A 17441-nucleotide genomic window follows, 5' to 3' on the forward strand; every position below is an offset into this window, starting at 1 on the left:
TCACACCGCCTAGTTACTGCCCATGCCGGGCGCACCAAAAATCCCCGCCAGCTCAGCCCTCAATTGGCCCAAACTTGGCGGGGATTCTGGAGGGGAACGTAACAATTCCCCCGCCAATCATATCCTTTGTATCTTCCGAGAATGCCGTTAAATCAACATTCCGGGTCCAATTTACATGTACCTTTTATTCCCACTCGATCGTTGACGGCGGCTTGCTCGTGATGTCGTAGACAATGCGGTTGACGTGGTCAACTTCATTGACGATCCGCACTGATATCTCCTGCAAGACATCCCATGGGATCTGAGCAAAGTCGGCGGTCATCCCATCGATCGATGTCACAGCACGGATCCCGACTGTATAGTCATAGGTCCGTCCGTCGCCCATCACACCAACTGACTTAATTCCCGGCAAAACAGTGAAATATTGCCAGATCTCTTGGTCTAAGCCGCGTTGCGCGATGACTTCACGTAAGATCGCGTCGCTTTCACGCACGATCTCTAATTTATCTTCGGTAATTTCACCAATTACACGGATCCCTAAACCAGGACCTGGGAATGGCTGACGCCAGACCAGTTCATGCGGCATGTTCAGCTTCTCGCCCAATTCACGGATTTCATCCTTGAACAATGTGTTCAAGGGTTCGATCAGCTTGAAGACCATGTCTTCCGGCAAACCGCCCACGTTGTGGTGAGATTTAATCGTTTGTGCTGTATCGGTCCCAGACTCGATCACATCAGTATATAAAGTGCCTTGAGCTAGCCATTTGACACCCTTGAGCTTGATGGCTTCGTCATTGAAGACTTGGATAAACTCATTTCCAATAATTTTACGTTTCTTTTCTGGATCAGTCACACCGGCTAATTTGTCCAAGAAACGCTGCTGAGCATCGACTTTGATGATGTTCAAGCCAAATTTGCCAGCAAGACTATCCATTACCAGCTGAGCTTCGTTCTTGCGCAACAAGCCGTGATCAACGAAGATACAGGTCAACTGATCCCCGATCGCCTCGTGCAACAAGACACCGACAACGGAAGAATCTACCCCACCGGATAAACCAAGCAAGACTTTGTCGTCGCCGACCGTTTCTCGAATTTTAGCAATTTGCAAGTCAATGAAGTCTTCCATCGACCAGTTAGACCGGGCTTCGCAGACGTCAAAGGCAAAGTGGCGCAAAATATCATTGCCGTATTCAGTGTTGCGAACTTCCGGATGAAATTGCAAGCCGTAGAATTTCTTGGCATTGTTGGCCATCGCCGAAATCGGACAGTTGTCGCTGGTTGCAGTCGGTAAGAAACCTTCCGGCACTTCAGTCACTAAGTCACCGTGACTCATCCAGACTGTCTGTTCAGCCGGCAAGTTCTTGAAAGTTGGTGCTTGTTCATCAGTGACTGTGATCATTGCTTTACCGTACTGCTTGTTATTTGCACCCTCGACCTTGCCGCCCAATTCGTGCGCCATGATCTGCATTCCATAACAGATCCCAAGGACTGGGATCCCTAAATTGAAGATCTCAGGATCGACAGAAAATGCCCCTTCATCATAGACGCTATTAGGGCCGCCCGAAAGGATGATCCCCTTGGGCGCCATCTGCTTGATTTCTTGCGCGGTCAGCTTATTAGACAGCAATTCAGAGTAGACACCAAATTCACGGATCCGTCTGGTGATCAACTGATTATACTGGCTGCCGAAATCGAGCACGATGATCTTGTCGAAATCCTGCATATCAACTTTAGCCAAGATATTCACCTCATCTTAAAATTTACACTCTTTACTCATATCATTGTACCGGCCAAATGCATGGCGGTCAATCTTTTCACCGGAAAAGCCGGACAAAAAGCGTTTTAAATTAGAATTTACGGAGAAAAAGTTCGTCAACCAGGTGGTTTTCTCCCTTTGTTAAGACTAAATCTGCGCGATTTCTGGTCGGCAAGATATACTCGTGCAAGTTTTTATGGTTCACATCCTGCCAGACTTGTCCGGCCATTTTGTGAGCAACGTCCCGGTCTCCTTGGGCATAACCATAATAATAGTTTGTTGGATCTTTTTTAGCCCGCTCTAAGATTAGGTCAAATCTCTCAAAATACCACTTTTCGATCAGTTTTTCGTCCGCGTCGACATAGATAGAAAAATCGAAGAAATCACTGACATAGATCTGCTGATTTTCAGGGAGCTGTAAGACATTGATCCCTTCCAGGATCAAAATATCCGGCTTGTCGATCACATCGTACTTGCCTTCGATCCGGTCATAGATCTGGTGTGAATAGACTGGAGCTTTGGCTTTCAGACCGTTTTTGACATCGTTAATGAATTTGATCAGGCTTTCCATATCGTAACTTTCAGGAAAACCTTTCCGGCTCAAAAGATGTTTGGCTTTCAATTCCTTAGAAGAATATAAAAATCCGTCAGTCGTGATCTGCTGCACCTTTTTGTCCGGAAAAATTTCCGTCAACAAGTCGCTGAGCAAACGGGCCACGGTACTTTTACCCACGGCGACTGAACCTGCGATCCCTAAAATGAATGGTGTCGGTTTATTTTCGATCCCCAAAAATTCAGCCAAATTCGCTTGTTTGGCTGCCTGCTGCTCCATCCGCATGCCTAGCAAATGAACCAGCGGCATATAGATCTCCTCGACGTCTTGCAGCGAGATCACATCATTGAGCGATTTCAGACGCATCAATTCGCGGCTCGTTAAAGGGACGTAATGGTCACGATAAAACTGCCGCCACTCCGAACGCGGGATCTTGTAATAATTAAGTTGATTTTCCATGAATACCCTTCTCTTTTGCCTGTACTTTTTACACATTCGCTAAGCATTATAGCATAGATTTTAATGGATTTGCGGAAATCGCCGGCAAAAATTAAAGCGGTTACTCTTAAGGGCCTTCACTTCATTGACAAATATCCATCTACATCACTAGTGGTGTAGCATCAGGAGAAATTTGACTTGCACGAGCCTAGTTTGACTGAATGCCTTACTACATTCCTGGGAAAAGATAACTCTTATACTGCCAAAAGTATGACCAAATTAAAAGAAAGCACTACTTGCTTTCAAGCAAATAGTGCTTTCTTTGGGCTTTCAGTTCGATAATTCCTACAACTGATCATTGAACCTAATGACCTTGATCATCAACCCTCAATGAAGGAACTTCTGTCCAATGGTCGATCGCGTTTCCGATAAATCCTTCATGATAGGAAACAACCTTAGCCATCAGTCTTTGGCCTTCTTTGTTGTCTTCACCGTGCGAAGCTTCATAGAGTGAATGGATATAATCTTCATAGTCTTCAAATTTATCTACGAACATCCAGTATTCTTTTTCAGGATCTTCTTCGTCGGGCATTGTATAGGTGCGGGTCGAAGAATAATGGTAAATCTCTGGGTGTGCACTCTCATAATCATAGAATTCACGCATAGCACGTTCAATAGCTTCGTGATTCTCTTTTTTAGCTCTAAAACGTCCGATACCTAGATTTTCAACTGTCATCAAAAAGAGCCCCTTTCTTTAAAAAACAAGTCTTTTTAGCAATTTTTTCACCAGCAGCGTTCACTGCACATAATTTCTGAATTGCACTTGCTGCTGACATGACCATGCTTAGTAAATTTATTTGATCTGTGGATCTCCGACGATTTCGCCACAACCGCGGCTGGTAACAGCTTCACCGTTGTAAGTTCCTTCGACGTGAGTCACACTTTCAATTCTGTGGAAGCCTTCGAAAGTCTCTTGCCCTTGGAAATCAATTGTAACTTTGAGCTTTGCATTGACGCTCGGAATAGTTACATTCCAGCCTGAAGGCCATTTGATCCCGCTCTTTTCACTCGTCCAAATGCCGAACATATTCTGCGAGATCGGCTCAACATCAGCAATAGTGTGACTGCCATCAGCGTGCAAAATATCTGCCCAACCGTGTTCTTCCTTACCTGTAGCACTCCACACCGCAACGACTTCACCGTTGGAAAGCGGCATTGAGATCCAGACCCAACGTGTGTCCCCGGACGCCAAGGTTGAGGCATCTGCGACTGGGAACCATTGTCTGTCAAACCAGCCGTTGCCGGTCACAGGATAATTTTTTCCGTCGACAGTGACACTGCCTGTGATGTCCATCTTCGGAAAGCCATATTCATAGGTGGTTAACTTATTGTCGATCAGTGGAAAATATCCAGTACCGTTATAAGCAATTGCTGGTCCTTGACGTTTGAACGATAAGTCAAATTCATCGCCAGCTTCTGTTTTCCCTTTTGCCTGCATTGTCGCTGCATCAGCAGACCACTTTAGATTGTCGCTGGAGACTTCGAATCCCTGCCCGGCAATTTCATAATCTGCTTCTTTAGCTTCATCAAGAAGGTAACGACTAGTAGAAATATCAGCGATCGCAATTGTACTTGTCCCGGATAAAGTTGGTTTCTTAATATAATGGATCAAGACACCAAATTCCCGGTCACCGGCATCAAGCGTGCTGCAAATGAACCATGAGTCTCCCATCATTCCTTCTTGGGGATGCAGATCTCCAACTGGGTCGATAAACATCGGTCGTGTAGGTCGTTCCATATTGTCTAGTTTGGTTTGAGGCGCTGAAAAGTTTTCTGTCATTGCGTATTCCTCCTAAATTTTTTGTTTGATCTACATAGGCCTTGTAATACAACACCTGATGTATTAACGTAATATTAGCAGTTAAAATTTAGAAAAAAAACCATCAATTTTGCAATTTTGTCGGAGGAAAGACTATGGCTAGACCCAAAAAGAATGAAAATCTAAATCCAGTTCGCTCGCGCATTGAAAATGAGTTCTGGAAGTTGATGAAAAAGAAATCGTTAAAGCAGATCACGGTCAGCGAACTAGTGAAAAATGCAGAGTGTAATCGGACAACATTTTATTACCACTTTGATAGTGTGGAGGATTTGGCCTGGAAAATCATTGCCGAAAGCTTACCCGTGGAATTGCCCAAAATCGCCCAAGCCTACTTCACCGGTAAAATCGAGAACGTCACGATCGACTCAGAAACGATGAATATAATTGAACGTTTAAGTGTTTTGATTGGTCGGGATGGCTCATCTGAACTGGCCAATCTTGCTGCAGATGCCCTCAAAAAAATGTGGATCAGGGAATTTTTGCAGCGAGGGACCAAGTGTGATGAGGAACTTTCATATGTCTTTGAATTTATGGCCAGCGGGATCATCAGCATCATCAGTCGCTACGGCAAGTCAGAAGATATCGTGAAACTCAAGGAAAGCATCTTATTGCTAAATAAGCTTTTTTCAAAGCCAACACTGAATTTAATTGAATCAAAACAAATGAATTAAAACCAAAATCAAGTTAAAAAAAAGAGTCAGCTTTTATGTCCAACTGACCCTGAAAAAGAGGATGAAATCTATGCGAAAAAGAATTGTTCTATTTGGCGACAGTATCACCGCTGGCGCCACCCACGGCCACCCTACTCCGGTTTTTTCCGACAAATTACGCCAAGCACTCGCCCCAGTTGCAGTGGAGCTGATCAACCGCGGAGTTTTAGGCGACAATACGGAGGGAGGCTTGGCGCGGATCGTTCCGGATGTTTTAGAACATAAACCAGACATCGTCGTGATTTTCTTTGGAACAAATGATGTTCAGGTGCCAGGAATGACCAAGGAACACTACCAAGCCAATCTAACCAGCATGATACAGCAGATCGGCGCAGAAAAGTGTATTCTGATCACGCCGGGCATCACGGGCCCAAGCAGACAAGAACACCGCCCGCTTGACCTGCTCAAACAGTACGCGCAAGCTACGGTCAAGACAGCCGAGGAACAGCAGGTCCCGGTAGTCGACTGGTTTCAAGAAGCTAGTCGGCATGAAGCCAGCACAATTTTGCAAAGGGACGATTTGCACTATCGGCCCGTCGCCTACGACTTGCTGCTGGAAAAATTAGTACCGCTTGTACTGCAGAAACTAGGGTAATACCAATTTGCTTGGAGCTTGGACTAAACTTTGTCATTTCTTGGTCCAAGAACACCGACTTCTTCGACAAATATAAAAACGGGTTGAGCAGCCATTCTCAATATGGTCGCTCGACCCGTTTTTCATTTAGACTCTGCTAGTCAACTTGTATTTATCAGCAGAAATTCCCGCCATCAGCGGTGTCAATTCTCCAACCGCAAAAATGTTTAAGCGGTGCATCGCCCGCGAGCAGATCGTATAAACTAACTGTCGCTCATCTTCACGCGCGTAATTTTCTTCGTTAGCGTTCCAGACCACGATCGCGTCAAATTCAAGTCCTTTTGCCAAGTACGATGGCACGACGATCGTTCCTGGTACGAGGCGCTGATTCTCCGTTTTGATTGCTGTCACCTTTTGCCCACGCTGCTTGAGTTTTTCCGTCAACTCGATGGTCTCCGAGAAATTCTTGGTAATGATCGCCGTGGTCATATTGTCACGCTCATTTTGTGCCAGCTGCTCTGCCACGTCGCCCACCAGTTGCTCTTGATCGATATCGACCGTGATCGTCGGCAGATCGCCATTCCGGTCAAAAGCCTCGACTGCTTCGCCGTCATGCAAGATCTCCTTAGAAAAATCAGTGATCTGCTGGGTCGAACGGTATGATTTAGTCAGCTGAACAACTTGGGTCTTGGCGGCATCAAACATCGTATTCAACTCATTCAACAAAGAATGACTGTTTTCTTGGGTAAAGATCGACTGGTTCAAATCACCCAGCATCGTAAACTTAGCCCGCGGGAATTCTGCTTTGAGCAAGGCCAGCTGAAAAGCAGAATAATCCTGAATTTCATCGATAAAGACTTGGCGCATTTCCAGGTCGCCGCGCTTGCCAATGATCTGATCGAATAAATAGAGGTAAGCAGAAACATCCGCTAAGGAAATTTTGCCATTTTTCAAGTCAGCAACCGTTTCGTCAACAGTCGCCTGCCATTCATCAACCGTCAAGCCAGCTTCTTTGACATCCACCAAGTCCGGCAAATGGCGCAGAAAATGGACATACTGCCCGTTAATATTAATGAAACGGTTCCTCGTGATCGACTTTTTGATCGACTGAAATTCCCGCGTAACATAGGCTTGGGTCAAGAAAGTCATTTCCTTATCACCATTGGCAAAATTACGCGGATGATCGCCATAAAGGGCATTCAACTCATCTTGTCCCAACTCTTGGACTGCTTTTTGGACCCGTTCTGTCCGTGCTTCCCGGTTGACCCGGCCGCTGAGCTTTTTCAGCAAAGCTTCCCGTGTCGCTGACAAGCGATTCCGCAGATTGTAATTGAGATTAAAGCCATAATAGATCTCTTTGATTTGCTCTTTGGAGAAAAATGGCTTGCCGCGAAACGAGATTGCTTTGAAGTGCATGCCCTGCTGATTTAAAAAGTCAGCGTAAGCATTGACCGCTTTAAAGAAGGCCAAGCTGTCTTTCAGTTTTTTGGCAGCTCGTCCCTGAGGCTCAGTTTCTTTTTCAAATCGTTCCTGCAAAGTCTCGACGTGCAGTTTGGGCACCCGGCGCTTAGCGTACTGATAGAAAGTCATCTGGACCATATTCTGTTCGCCTAATTCCGGCAAAACTTGATCGATATAATCGTTGAATAATTGGTTCGGTGAAAACAAGATTACCTGGCTGGAACTCAAATTACCGCGGTAACGGTAAAGTAAAAAGGCTACTCGCTGCAACACGGCGGAAGTTTTGCCTGAACCAGCAGCACCTTGCACGAATAAGAGATCTGATTTGGTATCACGAATAATTTTATTTTGTTCTTTTTGAATCGTGGAAACGATGCTTTTCATTTTGGTATCAGACGCTTCATCTAAGACTTCTAAAAGCATCTGGTCGCCGACAGTTTCATCGGTATCAAAAACAGTCAAAATCTGCCCGTTTTCAACCATAAATTGCCGCTTTAATGTGAGGTCCACCGTTTGCTCCCCATCGGGCGTATCATAGGAGACTTGCCCCAAGCCGCCGTCATAATAAATGCTCGAGATCGGCGCGCGCCAATCATAGATCAAAAAGTGATCTGTTTTATCAGTGAACGAACTTAAGCCGATGTAGACACTCTCTGGTTTTTTCTCGCCGTTTTCCTGGAAATCGATCCGGGCAAAATAAGGCGTCTTTTTCAAGCGTTGCAGCACGTCCAGTTGCTGTGTCGCCTGACGCCAGTTGTTCTCGCGCTCCTGAAGCATGGTCTGCTGCTGACGCACGGTTAAAGCAGTTTCCATCATCCCGGAATATGTTCCGGTCTTGATGCGGACATTATTTTTAAAGTCCTCCATGATCGCCCGCTGGTCTGCACCAGCACTATCAATATTAGCCTGGCTTTTAGCCGCGGCTTGGTCGATTTTAGCAACCACTTGGTCCATCCGTTTTTGTTCTTGCTCTTTAATAGTCAAACTCATGCCATCAAGCCCCCGTTTGAGATAAAATCTAATATACCATTTTACCATCATTTAAGGGCAGCTACAATCAAAGCGCCTAGCCGCTAGCAATCACAAAAGTTGCCGAGTCAGCCGAATTTTCAGTACAATAACGGTAATCATTTATCTTTATTCGTTAAGGAGCCCTATTTTATGGATCTTTCTTTAGTTATCGTTGCCGTGGCAGCTTTCTTAATTCCTATGCTGCTGGCTCGCTTCAAAATCTCACTACTACCCAGTTCGATCGCCGAGATCATCGTCGGTGTTTTGCTTGGGCAAAGTGCCTTTAACATTGTCCACGTCAATGAAGTTCTAACGACAATGTCCACCCTTGGCGTGATCTTGCTGCTCTTTTTGAGCGGGATGGAGATCGACTTTTCGTTATTTACCCGAACCGACACCTCCACCGCTCTGGCTGCCAAAAAGGCTCAAAATAAAACTAACAATTCGCCGGTCAAAACGGCTGCTCTCGCCTATGGTGCTACTGTTGTCTGCTCCTTAGCGCTAGCCGTGATCTTGCATCTCACAGGTCTCTTTACCGATCTTACCTTAGCCACGATTTTGCTGGCAACCGTTGCCCTGGGACTGATCATTGGGATCTTAAAGGAAAATGAACTGCTGGGAAAAGCCTATGGTCAAAGTCTCCTGCTCTTTGCAGTTTTAGGCGAGGTTATCCCTCTTCTAGCGTTAACTTTTTACGCTGCCCTAAAGAGTGGCCACAGCAGTACAGTTTGGCTGGTTTTGCTGGTCTTTTTGGCGGCAATCGTTTTATTACGGCGTTTCAAGAACTTTTTTCGCAAGTTTCAGCAATACACCAAATCAACGACCCAGCTCGATATGCGTTTTGCCTTTCTAGTGATCATCATTTTAGTCGTGCTGGCAGAAACTGTCGGAGCCGAAAATATCTTGGGGGCGTTCATCGCGGGGATCGTTATCAAATTACTGGAGCCGACCGAACAGACCCAGCAGAAACTAGATGCCGTCGGCTATGGCTTCTTGATCCCCTTCTTCTTTATTCTGACGGGTGTCAAATTAAACTTGCCCGCATTGATTGCTTCCAAAACCACTCTGGTCTTGATCCCAGTCTTGCTGGTCGCCTTTTTGATCGCCAAATTGCCTGCTTATTTTGGCTATCGTACATTGTTTTCCAAAACTAATTCTTGGGCAGCTACACTTTTATCTGAAACGACTATCACCTTGATCCTAGCTGCGGTCACGGTGGCCGAAAACATTCATGCCATGACTTCAGCTCAAGGCGGCGCCTTTATTATCGCAGGGATTTTGACCTGTTTGGTCGGACCATTACTATTTAAACAGATCTATCATCCCGAACACGAACCTGCCGTCAAAACAGACGTGCATATCATCGGTGCAAACCTGATCGCGGTCAATACTGTCCATGATTTGCCCAAAGATTGGTATCAAGTTAAGCTCTATACCGACAACCCTCAACGCTATGATGCTTACCATGGGGTCACTGACATCACCTTGCTAGACACGATGGATCCAAAACGTTTGATCGCTGCTGAAGTCTTTGACACCGACATTTTAGTTTTGACCCACCGCTTTGCCTCTGATAACTACAAAATAGCGCTCGCCGCCAAAGAGTACGGTGTTCCACGCGTCATTTTGCGTTTGGAGACTCGTGACCCAGAAGATTCGCAGCAAATGAAAAAAGAGCTCACCAACAAGGGGATCGAATTTTTCAGCACCTTCACGACCAGCGTCGGTTTACTGCGCTCAGCGATCGAATCGCCTGAAATGCTGCACATGCTGACTTCGTCGCGATCTGAGATCTTTGAAGTCGTCTTAAACAACGCGCGTTACGCAGGGACTGCCCTGGCGGATCTGCCGGAAATTAAAAATATTGTCGTCAGCCGGATCGTGCACAAGGGCAAGTTTCTGCCCCCCCACGGCAGTACCCAATTGGAGCTAGGCGACCACTTGCTGCTGTCCGGCAGTCACGAGGTGGTCGCAAGGCTGCGCAAGATTCTTAGCAAGAACAATCAATAGTATTGTATACTAGTGTTAGCAACACTATTAGAGGAGGAAGATAAACATGGCTTTTTCAGTCTACCTAGTGCGTCACGGACAAACTTTTTTTAACATGTACAACCGCATGCAAGGCTGGTGTGACTCGCCTTTAACCGCCAAAGGCTTAGCAGATGCTCATTTGGCAGGTCAGCGTTTAGCCCATAAGAAATTCGACTATGTCTTTCATAGCGATACAATGCGTGCCAAAAGAACATGCGAATACATTTTGCAAGAAAACACAGCAACCCCTAATGAACTAAAGCCTAAGGAGCTGCGTAATTTCCGCGAGCAAAGTTTCGGCTATTTCGAAGGCTCAGATGCTAATCAAGCTTGGCGGATGATTGGGGCGGCTCATAACTGCTTGTCCTTTAAAGACATCGTCACCAATTATTCTTTGGGAGCGTCACGCAACTTCATGAAAGAAGCCGACCCGTTTAACGACGCGGAAAACGAAGCTGACTTTTGGAGCCGGATCAAGATCGGTTTTGACTATCTGCGCGACAATATTCCTGATGACAAAAATGTGCTGGTGGTCAGTCATGCGATGACGATCCGCAGTATCGCTCATTTGTTTGACCAAAGTACACCGTTATTTCCGGACCCAGACAACGGTTCAGTCACCAAACTGACTGTCGATGGCCACAAGTTCACTGTCGATTACTACAATCAAACCGACTCAGATTTTGACTACTAGATCTCAAAGTTAGGAGCAGACGTTATGGCATTTAATATTTACCTAGTCAGACATGGGCAGACAATTTTAAATAAATACAACAGGATGCAAGGCTGGTGCGACTCGCCGTTAACACCCAAGGGAATGCTGGATGGACATATGGCAGGCCAACATCTCAGCCACATTAATTTTGCCCGTGCTTTTCACAGCGACACAACACGTGCTGAAAAAACCTGCTACTTTTTACTGCAAGAAAATGTTTCCTCGCCGGAACTGCCAGACCCAGAAGAGCTCTCAGCTTTCCGTGAGCAAAGCTACGGCTACTTCGAAGGCTCGGATTCAGACCAAGCTTGGTTGATGGTCGGCGCGGCGCACGGCTGCCGCTCGTTTCACGAAATGGCCGCCAAATATTCAATGGATGACACGAAGAATTTCACTAAACAGGCTGACCCCTTCCACAACGCGGAAGACGCTGAGGAATACTGGAAGCGAGTCGATGCCGGCTTTGACTATATCAAAGGGATCGCCAAGGACAACGACAATATTCTGATCGTCAGTCATGGCACAACGATCCGCAGCATTGCCGCTCGTTTCGATGAAAACGTCGACCAGACCGTCGGGCCGAAAAACGGTTCTGTGACTAAATTAGTCATGGATGGCGATCAGGTCAAGGTAGCCTACTTTAACCAGGTCGATGATGAATTTAACTACGGCCAATAAAATAAAATCTAAATGAAAAACGTTAATTATTCATTGGTTTACTTAAATCAAGGAGTAATTAACGTTTTTTTATTCTAATATCCTGTACTTTGGCTGATTTACGGCAGAGAGGTCCCGAGCTCGGACATTACTTTGCTAAACTTATGGCCGACCTCGGTGGCTCGGACGTTACTTTGCTAAACTTATGGCCGACCTCGGCGGCTCGGACATTACTTTGCCAAACTAACGACAGAGCTGCCGGGCTCTGGCTTAAACTTAGTAATCCTGTGGCAAACTGCTATTTTTTATATAGTTAATTATCTGCATTCCAATTGACTCTGCGTCCAATATTGTTAAAATATTCAGATTTATCATGAAACCAATATTCAAACCGGACCCCTTCGTTTTTATAAAAACTTTCTGTGGAACGGTGCTGTACTATATCAAAGTGCTTATTAAGCACCATTTTCAGATATCTATTATTACAACCAGGACCCAAAAAAATTTCCAAATCCCGTTTATAAAGATCCTTCTTAAAGTAAAACGTTCCATAGTCGCAAATAGTGCGGACATAGGCTTCTTCTTTAGTTTGGCAAAAGCCGCAGCGTTGGCACGCGTAAAAGTAGCGGTTATCATTCCATTGATTTCCGAAGCACTTCGGACAAACTATCCCTTGGCGCAATCTTCGTTGCGGATCCACGGAGAAATCTTCTGCTTGCCGGTAAGGTTCAACAACATAAGGACGGAGCACCTTCTGCCACTCCCCGATTGGTCGTGGGAGCCCAGCCTGTTCGCGATAAATTTTTTGGATCCAGTCACAGAAATCCCAGAGATATTTCGTCACTATCCCTGTTTGCTCTCCAACATCGATCGTTGCCGTTGAGTCCAGAAATACTAAAACTTTAACGATTTGCAAGTTAACGTGCTGTTCAAATAAGATCCGTGCCAGCACATCATGTGCCCGGTCGATCTGGTTAAAGATGTTGTGCGTCGTGGGTTTGCCGTTACAATACCAAGTCCGGTCGCGATAAGTATAGTGTCCATGATAGTTTTTGACGTCGATCAAATACAGCGTTGAGCAAATTTGCAGCAACTTATCGATCTGGATTCTTTGACCGAGATAGTTTAAATTCAAATCGTCCCAAAAAGACTCAGCTCCCTGGGTAACCAACTGCAGGGCTTGATCCAAATAAACTTCCCCACTGTATCCTTTTTGACAAGCATTCAATGCGTCACGTTCCCGCACAGTTAATTTAGACCGCTCATTCAGCACTTCCAAGTACTGGAATTCATTTGATTTACTGCGCAAATTATCGCCTCCCTTCTACTTATAAATACGCAAAAAATCCAATTTTTTTGCAAAAAAAACAGCTGTCTTTTAAAAAGACAACTGCTCTTCTTTCAAAACGACCTAAACCGTTGGCAGAGGCTGTTCTGTTGTTTCATATTTTTCCGCACGTTCCTTGTAGAAAGGAATTTCTGCTTCCGAACACCGAACAAAGTGACCTGGAACGATCTCACGCAATTTACGCGGTTGACCTTCCTTGTCTTTTTCGATTGAAGCATCATACGGTACACGTTTACGCGTTCTTTCAAACTCTGGATCCGGCTCTGGGACCGCTGAGATTAAACTCTTGGTGTAATCATGCAGCGGTTTGAGATAAACATCGTCGGCTGGTCCAACTTCCAAAAGTTTGCCGAAATGCAGCACGCCGATCCGGTCAGAAATGTACTTCACCATCGACAAATCATGGGCGATGAATAAGTAGGTCAAGCCCTTTTGAACCTGTAAGTCTTTCATCAAGTTGACAACTTGGGCCTGAATGGAAACGTCCAAAGCAGAGATCGGTTCGTCAGCAATGATGAACGACGGTTCAACGGCTAGGGCACGGGCGATCCCGATCCGCTGCCGCTGCCCACCGGAGAATTCATGAGGATAACGACTAGCATGGTCGCGGTTCAAACCAACTGTTTCCAGTAAGTCTTCCACTTTTTTGCGCCGGTCAGCCTTATCCTTGGCCAAATGATGGATATCGATCCCTTCAGCGATGATATCTTCAACTGTCATCCGGGGATTCAAAGAAGCCTGCGGATCCTGGAAGATCATCTGCATATTGCGGGTAAAGTCCAGCTTGTCTTGTTTGCTTTTAAAGGAGCTGACATCCTTACCGTTAAAAATGATTTGTCCGTCTGTTGGATTGTATAAATGAATGATACTGCGCCCTGCAGTAGTTTTACCTGAGCCTGACTCGCCAACAAGTCCGAAAACTTCGCCTTCGTAAATATCAAAGGAGACGTCATCGACCGCTTTGACCATTCCAGGTTTTCCCACGCCGAAGTATTGCTTTAAATGCTTAACTTCGAGAACTTTTTTTCGATTTTCTGGCATGTGGTTTCTTCCTTCCTTGGTCTATTAATTAGCACTGGCTTGCATTGCAGCGAAAACCTTGCGCCGTCTGACAATTTCGTCTGGCGGTGTAATTTTCGGTGCATCTGGATGCAAGAGCCAAGTTGAGGCATAGTGAGTGTCAGAAACCTTAAAGAACGGCGGTTTTTCTTCCGCATCGATCTTCATTGCATAAGGATTTCTGGCGGCAAATGGATCACCCTTCGGCGGATCCAAAAGATCTGGCGGGGTCCCAGGAATAGCTTCCAGGTTAGTCGAGCTCAATGTCGGCATCGAATTGAGCAAGCCCCAAGTATATGGATGTTGCGGGTTGTAGAAGATCTCGTCAACTGAACCGTATTCGATGATCTGCCCGGCATACATTACAGCTACCCGGTCAGCCATCCCGGCAACAACACCCAAATCATGCGTGATGAAGATGATCGATGTTTCGATTTTTTGCTGCAATTCCTTCATCAAATCAAGGATCTGCGCCTGAATAGTAACATCCAAAGCCGTTGTTGGTTCGTCAGCGATCAGAATTTCTGGGTAGCAGACCAAAGCGATCGCGATCACGATCCGTTGGCGCTGCCCACCGGAAAATTGGTGCGGATAATCATTCATCCGTTTTTCAGCCTGATCGATCCCAACCAGCTTTAAAATCTCCAAGGCTTGTGCAAGTGCCTTGCGTTTTTCAACATGTTTATGCTTGATCAGCGGTTCGGCAATCTGCTTACCGATCTTCATTGTTGGATCAAGCGAAGTCATCGGATCCTGGAAAATCATCGCGATATCTTTACCGCGAATGTTTTGCATCTGCTTTTCAGACTTCTTTAAAATATCTTCACCATGGAAGAGGACTTGGCCGCCAACAACTCGCGCGTTATTAGCCAAAAGTCCCATTAAACTTTTGGTGGTAACTGACTTTCCAGAACCAGATTCCCCTACGATCGCCAAGGTTTCACCCTTATCTAAATGAAAGCTGACGTCACGAATGGCTTTAACGTCACCGGCGTAGGTATGGAAATTGATCTGGAGGTTTTTAATATCTAAAATTCTTTCACCCATAATACGACCTACCTTCTTGTTCTTGGATCAAATGCATCACGTAAACCATCACCTAGCAAGTTGAAGGCGATCATCAAGATAACCAAGACAATTGCCGGATACCACATCTGGTATGGCAAAAACTGGAAGTTCTTCTGGCCGTCGTTCAGCAAAACACCTAATGAGGTCTGCGGTGCTGAGATCCCAATACCAATAAAGCTCAAGAAAGCTTCGAAGAAGATGGCGTTGGGGATCGTGTACATCGTTTGAATAATAATGATACTCGACAAATTCGGTACCAGATGCTTCCAAGCGATTTTTCCTGTGGATTCACCGAGGGTCCGCGCCGCTAAGACATATTCTTCGGTCTTTAACGACAGCGTCTCCGCTCGGATCATTCGGGCCATCGTGGTCCATTCAGAAATGGCCAGGGCCAAAATGATCGAAGTCATCCCAGGTTTAAAGATGATCAGCATCAGCACAACAATGATCAGGTTTGGAATGGACGAAATGATTTCGATGATACGCTGCATCACGTTATCAGTTCGTCCACCTTTCCAACCGGAGACTATCCCATATGTCACCCCGATCAAAAGGTCAAACAGCGTTGCCACGATCGCAACGGTCAAGGAAATTTTCGTCCCATAGATGATCCGTTGTGCTAAGGAGTGTCCTAAGTAATCTGTACCCAGTGCAAAGTGCACGCTGTCTTTAATGCCGTTTTGTTTGTAAACGTCTGTCCAGACGCCGCTGACCTTCATCTTACCGTTCAAACCATTGATGTCGATGCCCGGAATTTTAGCCGGGAGGTTAGCATATTCTGGGTTAGATTTAACCAACTCAGCATGGTTGATGAAAGGAGTCGAACCGAAAGATACGATCACCATGATCAAAATCAAGAACAATGAGATCACGGCACCCTTGTTTTTCTTCAAACGTCGCCAAGCATCCTGGGAGAACGTTAGCGAAGGGGCAGCAATTTTTTCACTATCAAGCTCGTCTTCAGTATGTTGAGCCAATGGTTCAAAGCTGTCGGCTTGTAAATTAATTTTCTCTTCTGCCATTTATTAGTCCTCATTTCCAGTAAGTCTGATCCGGGGATCGATAATGCCGTAGATAATATCTGTCAGCAAAATAATCAAAACTAAGCCGAAACAGAATAACATTGTCACACCCATAATCGTTGGATAGTCATTGGTCTGGATCGACTTCACATATTGTTCACCAATTCCTGGGATCGAAAAGATATTTTCAATAACCATCGACCCAGTCATCAAAGCGACAGTATATGGTCCGATCAAAGTAACCAATGGGATCAAACTATTTCGTAAAGCATGGTGGTAAATGATCCCTGTCTTATTCATCCCTTTAGCGCGTGCCAGTTCGATGTAATCGGAATTCAAAACATCGACCATCCCGGTTCGAATGAAACGCGCCGTTTCGGCTAGGGGTCCAACACCTAAAGCAATTGTCGGCAAGATCGTATACTCAAAGCCGCCCCAATCGGCAATTGGGAACCAGCCGAGCTTCAAAGCAATATAGTATTGCAAAAGGACCGCCAAAACGAAGTTAGGCACTGACTTACCAATGATCGAAAGCACTGTGGCAGTTGTATCGACCCAGGTATTACGGTAGATAGCTGCGATCGAACCAACAAGGATCCCCAAAACGACCCCAAAGATCATGGCTTGCACACCCAATTGAGCGGAAGCGCCAATCCGGCTGGAAATCAAGTAGGAAACCGGCTGGTTGCTGAACTGGAAGGAAGTTCCCATATCACCGTGCAGCATTCCGAAAATGTAGATCACGTATTGCAGCCAGATCGGTTTATCCAATCCATATTGCTGGTTCATGATCTTAATTTGTTGCGGGGTCATCTTTTCCTGGTTGGAATATGGTGTCCCAGGCATTAACTTCATTAAGAAGAAAGTGATCGTCGCAACCAAGAACAAGGTCAAGGCCATGTATAAAAGCCTCTTTAATAGGTACTTTTTCATAATTCACCCTCACATTCTAGGTTTGTCTCTATGTACAACGAACAAGCGGCTGCACAGCCGGTCTTGATCGAAGTATCATGATGCAATTAAGCATCCTATAATTTTAACTTTAAATCTATTAAAGCGCAATTAAAGTTACTTTTTTAACTGCAGATCCACGATTATAAAGTCAAGGGGAACTGACAACGTTAAGCGTGTCAATCCCCCTATGGCTTTATTCGGCCTT

15 protein-coding genes are annotated in these 17441 nt (G+C 45.5%); 5 read left to right on the forward strand and 10 right to left on the reverse strand.

Going from position 1 to position 17441, the window contains the following annotated elements:
* Positions 1 to 184 precede the first annotated feature (184 nt).
* The 4 genes from guaA to LFYK43_RS07455 all read right to left on the reverse strand — a co-directional run bounded on the left by guaA (position 185) and on the right by LFYK43_RS07455 (position 4587).
* Positions 185 to 1738 carry a glutamine-hydrolyzing GMP synthase gene (gene guaA / locus LFYK43_RS07440; protein ID WP_124976970.1) on the reverse strand — a complete coding sequence of 518 codons (1554 nt, stop codon included), beginning with the start codon at positions 1736 to 1738 and terminating at the stop codon, positions 185 to 187.
* 109 nt (positions 1739 to 1847) lie between these two features.
* Positions 1848 to 2768 (reverse strand): type I pantothenate kinase, encoded by a 921-nt coding sequence (gene coaA / locus LFYK43_RS07445; protein ID WP_124976972.1) that lies wholly within the window; start codon positions 2766 to 2768, stop codon positions 1848 to 1850.
* Positions 2769 to 3111: 343 nt separating this feature from the next.
* Positions 3112 to 3411, reverse strand: a complete 300-nt coding sequence (locus LFYK43_RS07450) for a hypothetical protein (protein WP_229717996.1) — start codon at positions 3409 to 3411, stop codon at positions 3112 to 3114.
* A gap of 189 nt (positions 3412 to 3600) precedes the next feature.
* On the reverse strand, positions 3601 to 4587 hold the full coding sequence (locus LFYK43_RS07455) for a lipocalin-like domain-containing protein (protein WP_124976976.1): 987 nt from the start codon (positions 4585 to 4587) through the stop codon (positions 3601 to 3603).
* A gap of 134 nt (positions 4588 to 4721) precedes the next feature.
* On the opposite strand from LFYK43_RS07455, the gene LFYK43_RS07460 reads away from it, so the two are divergent.
* Together LFYK43_RS07460 and LFYK43_RS07465 are read left to right on the forward strand one after the other, a co-directional pair.
* The gene (locus tag LFYK43_RS07460; protein WP_124976978.1) at positions 4722 to 5297 is read left to right on the forward strand and encodes a TetR/AcrR family transcriptional regulator; all 576 of its coding nucleotides are present in this window, start codon (positions 4722 to 4724) and stop codon (positions 5295 to 5297) included.
* A 70-nt stretch (positions 5298 to 5367) separates the two neighbouring features.
* Positions 5368 to 5931 (forward strand): GDSL-type esterase/lipase family protein, encoded by a 564-nt coding sequence (locus tag LFYK43_RS07465; protein WP_124976980.1) that lies wholly within the window; start codon positions 5368 to 5370, stop codon positions 5929 to 5931.
* 126 nt (positions 5932 to 6057) lie between these two features.
* On the opposite strand, the gene helD is transcribed toward LFYK43_RS07465, so the two are convergent.
* A complete protein-coding gene (gene helD / locus LFYK43_RS07470; RefSeq protein WP_124976982.1) occupies positions 6058 to 8361 on the reverse strand; it encodes an RNA polymerase recycling motor HelD in 2304 nt (767 codons plus the stop codon).
* Positions 8362 to 8532: 171 nt separating this feature from the next.
* Here helD and LFYK43_RS07475 point away from each other — a divergent pair, with 171 nt between their 5' ends.
* Genes LFYK43_RS07475 through LFYK43_RS07485 form a run of 3 tightly spaced genes read left to right on the forward strand, consistent with a single transcriptional unit; the run spans position 8533 to position 11806 of the window.
* Positions 8533 to 10392, forward strand: a complete 1860-nt coding sequence (locus tag LFYK43_RS07475; RefSeq protein WP_124976984.1) for a monovalent cation:proton antiporter family protein — start codon at positions 8533 to 8535, stop codon at positions 10390 to 10392.
* A 46-nt stretch (positions 10393 to 10438) separates the two neighbouring features.
* Positions 10439 to 11107, forward strand: coding sequence for a histidine phosphatase family protein (locus LFYK43_RS07480; RefSeq protein ID WP_124976986.1), 669 nt, complete (start codon positions 10439 to 10441; stop codon positions 11105 to 11107).
* A 24-nt stretch (positions 11108 to 11131) separates the two neighbouring features.
* Entirely contained in the window at positions 11132 to 11806 is a 675-nt protein-coding gene (locus LFYK43_RS07485) for a histidine phosphatase family protein (RefSeq protein ID WP_124976988.1), read from the forward strand.
* 292 nt (positions 11807 to 12098) lie between these two features.
* Here the strand turns inward: LFYK43_RS07485 and LFYK43_RS07490 are convergent, their stop codons facing one another.
* From LFYK43_RS07490 to opp3b, 5 genes are all read right to left on the reverse strand, one after another.
* Positions 12099 to 13094 (reverse strand): nuclease-related domain-containing protein, encoded by a 996-nt coding sequence (locus LFYK43_RS07490; protein ID WP_124976990.1) that lies wholly within the window; start codon positions 13092 to 13094, stop codon positions 12099 to 12101.
* A gap of 102 nt (positions 13095 to 13196) precedes the next feature.
* Positions 13197 to 14174: an ABC transporter ATP-binding protein gene (locus LFYK43_RS07495; protein ID WP_124976992.1), complete on the reverse strand. Its 978-nt coding sequence runs from the start codon at positions 14172 to 14174 to the stop codon at positions 13197 to 13199.
* A 24-nt stretch (positions 14175 to 14198) separates the two neighbouring features.
* Complete coding sequence (locus LFYK43_RS07500; RefSeq protein ID WP_124976994.1) at positions 14199 to 15239, reverse strand: ABC transporter ATP-binding protein; 1041 nt, start codon at positions 15237 to 15239, stop codon at positions 14199 to 14201.
* An 8-nt stretch (positions 15240 to 15247) separates the two neighbouring features.
* On the reverse strand, positions 15248 to 16282 hold the full coding sequence (locus LFYK43_RS07505; RefSeq protein WP_124976996.1) for an ABC transporter permease: 1035 nt from the start codon (positions 16280 to 16282) through the stop codon (positions 15248 to 15250).
* Between the two features lie 3 nt (positions 16283 to 16285).
* Positions 16286 to 17215: an oligopeptide ABC transporter permease gene (opp3b, locus tag LFYK43_RS07510; protein ID WP_124976998.1), complete on the reverse strand. Its 930-nt coding sequence runs from the start codon at positions 17213 to 17215 to the stop codon at positions 16286 to 16288.
* Positions 17216 to 17441: the final 226 nt, after the last annotated feature.

Source organism: Ligilactobacillus salitolerans (genome assembly GCF_003864415.1).
GTDB lineage: Bacteria > Bacillota > Bacilli > Lactobacillales > Lactobacillaceae > Ligilactobacillus > Ligilactobacillus salitolerans.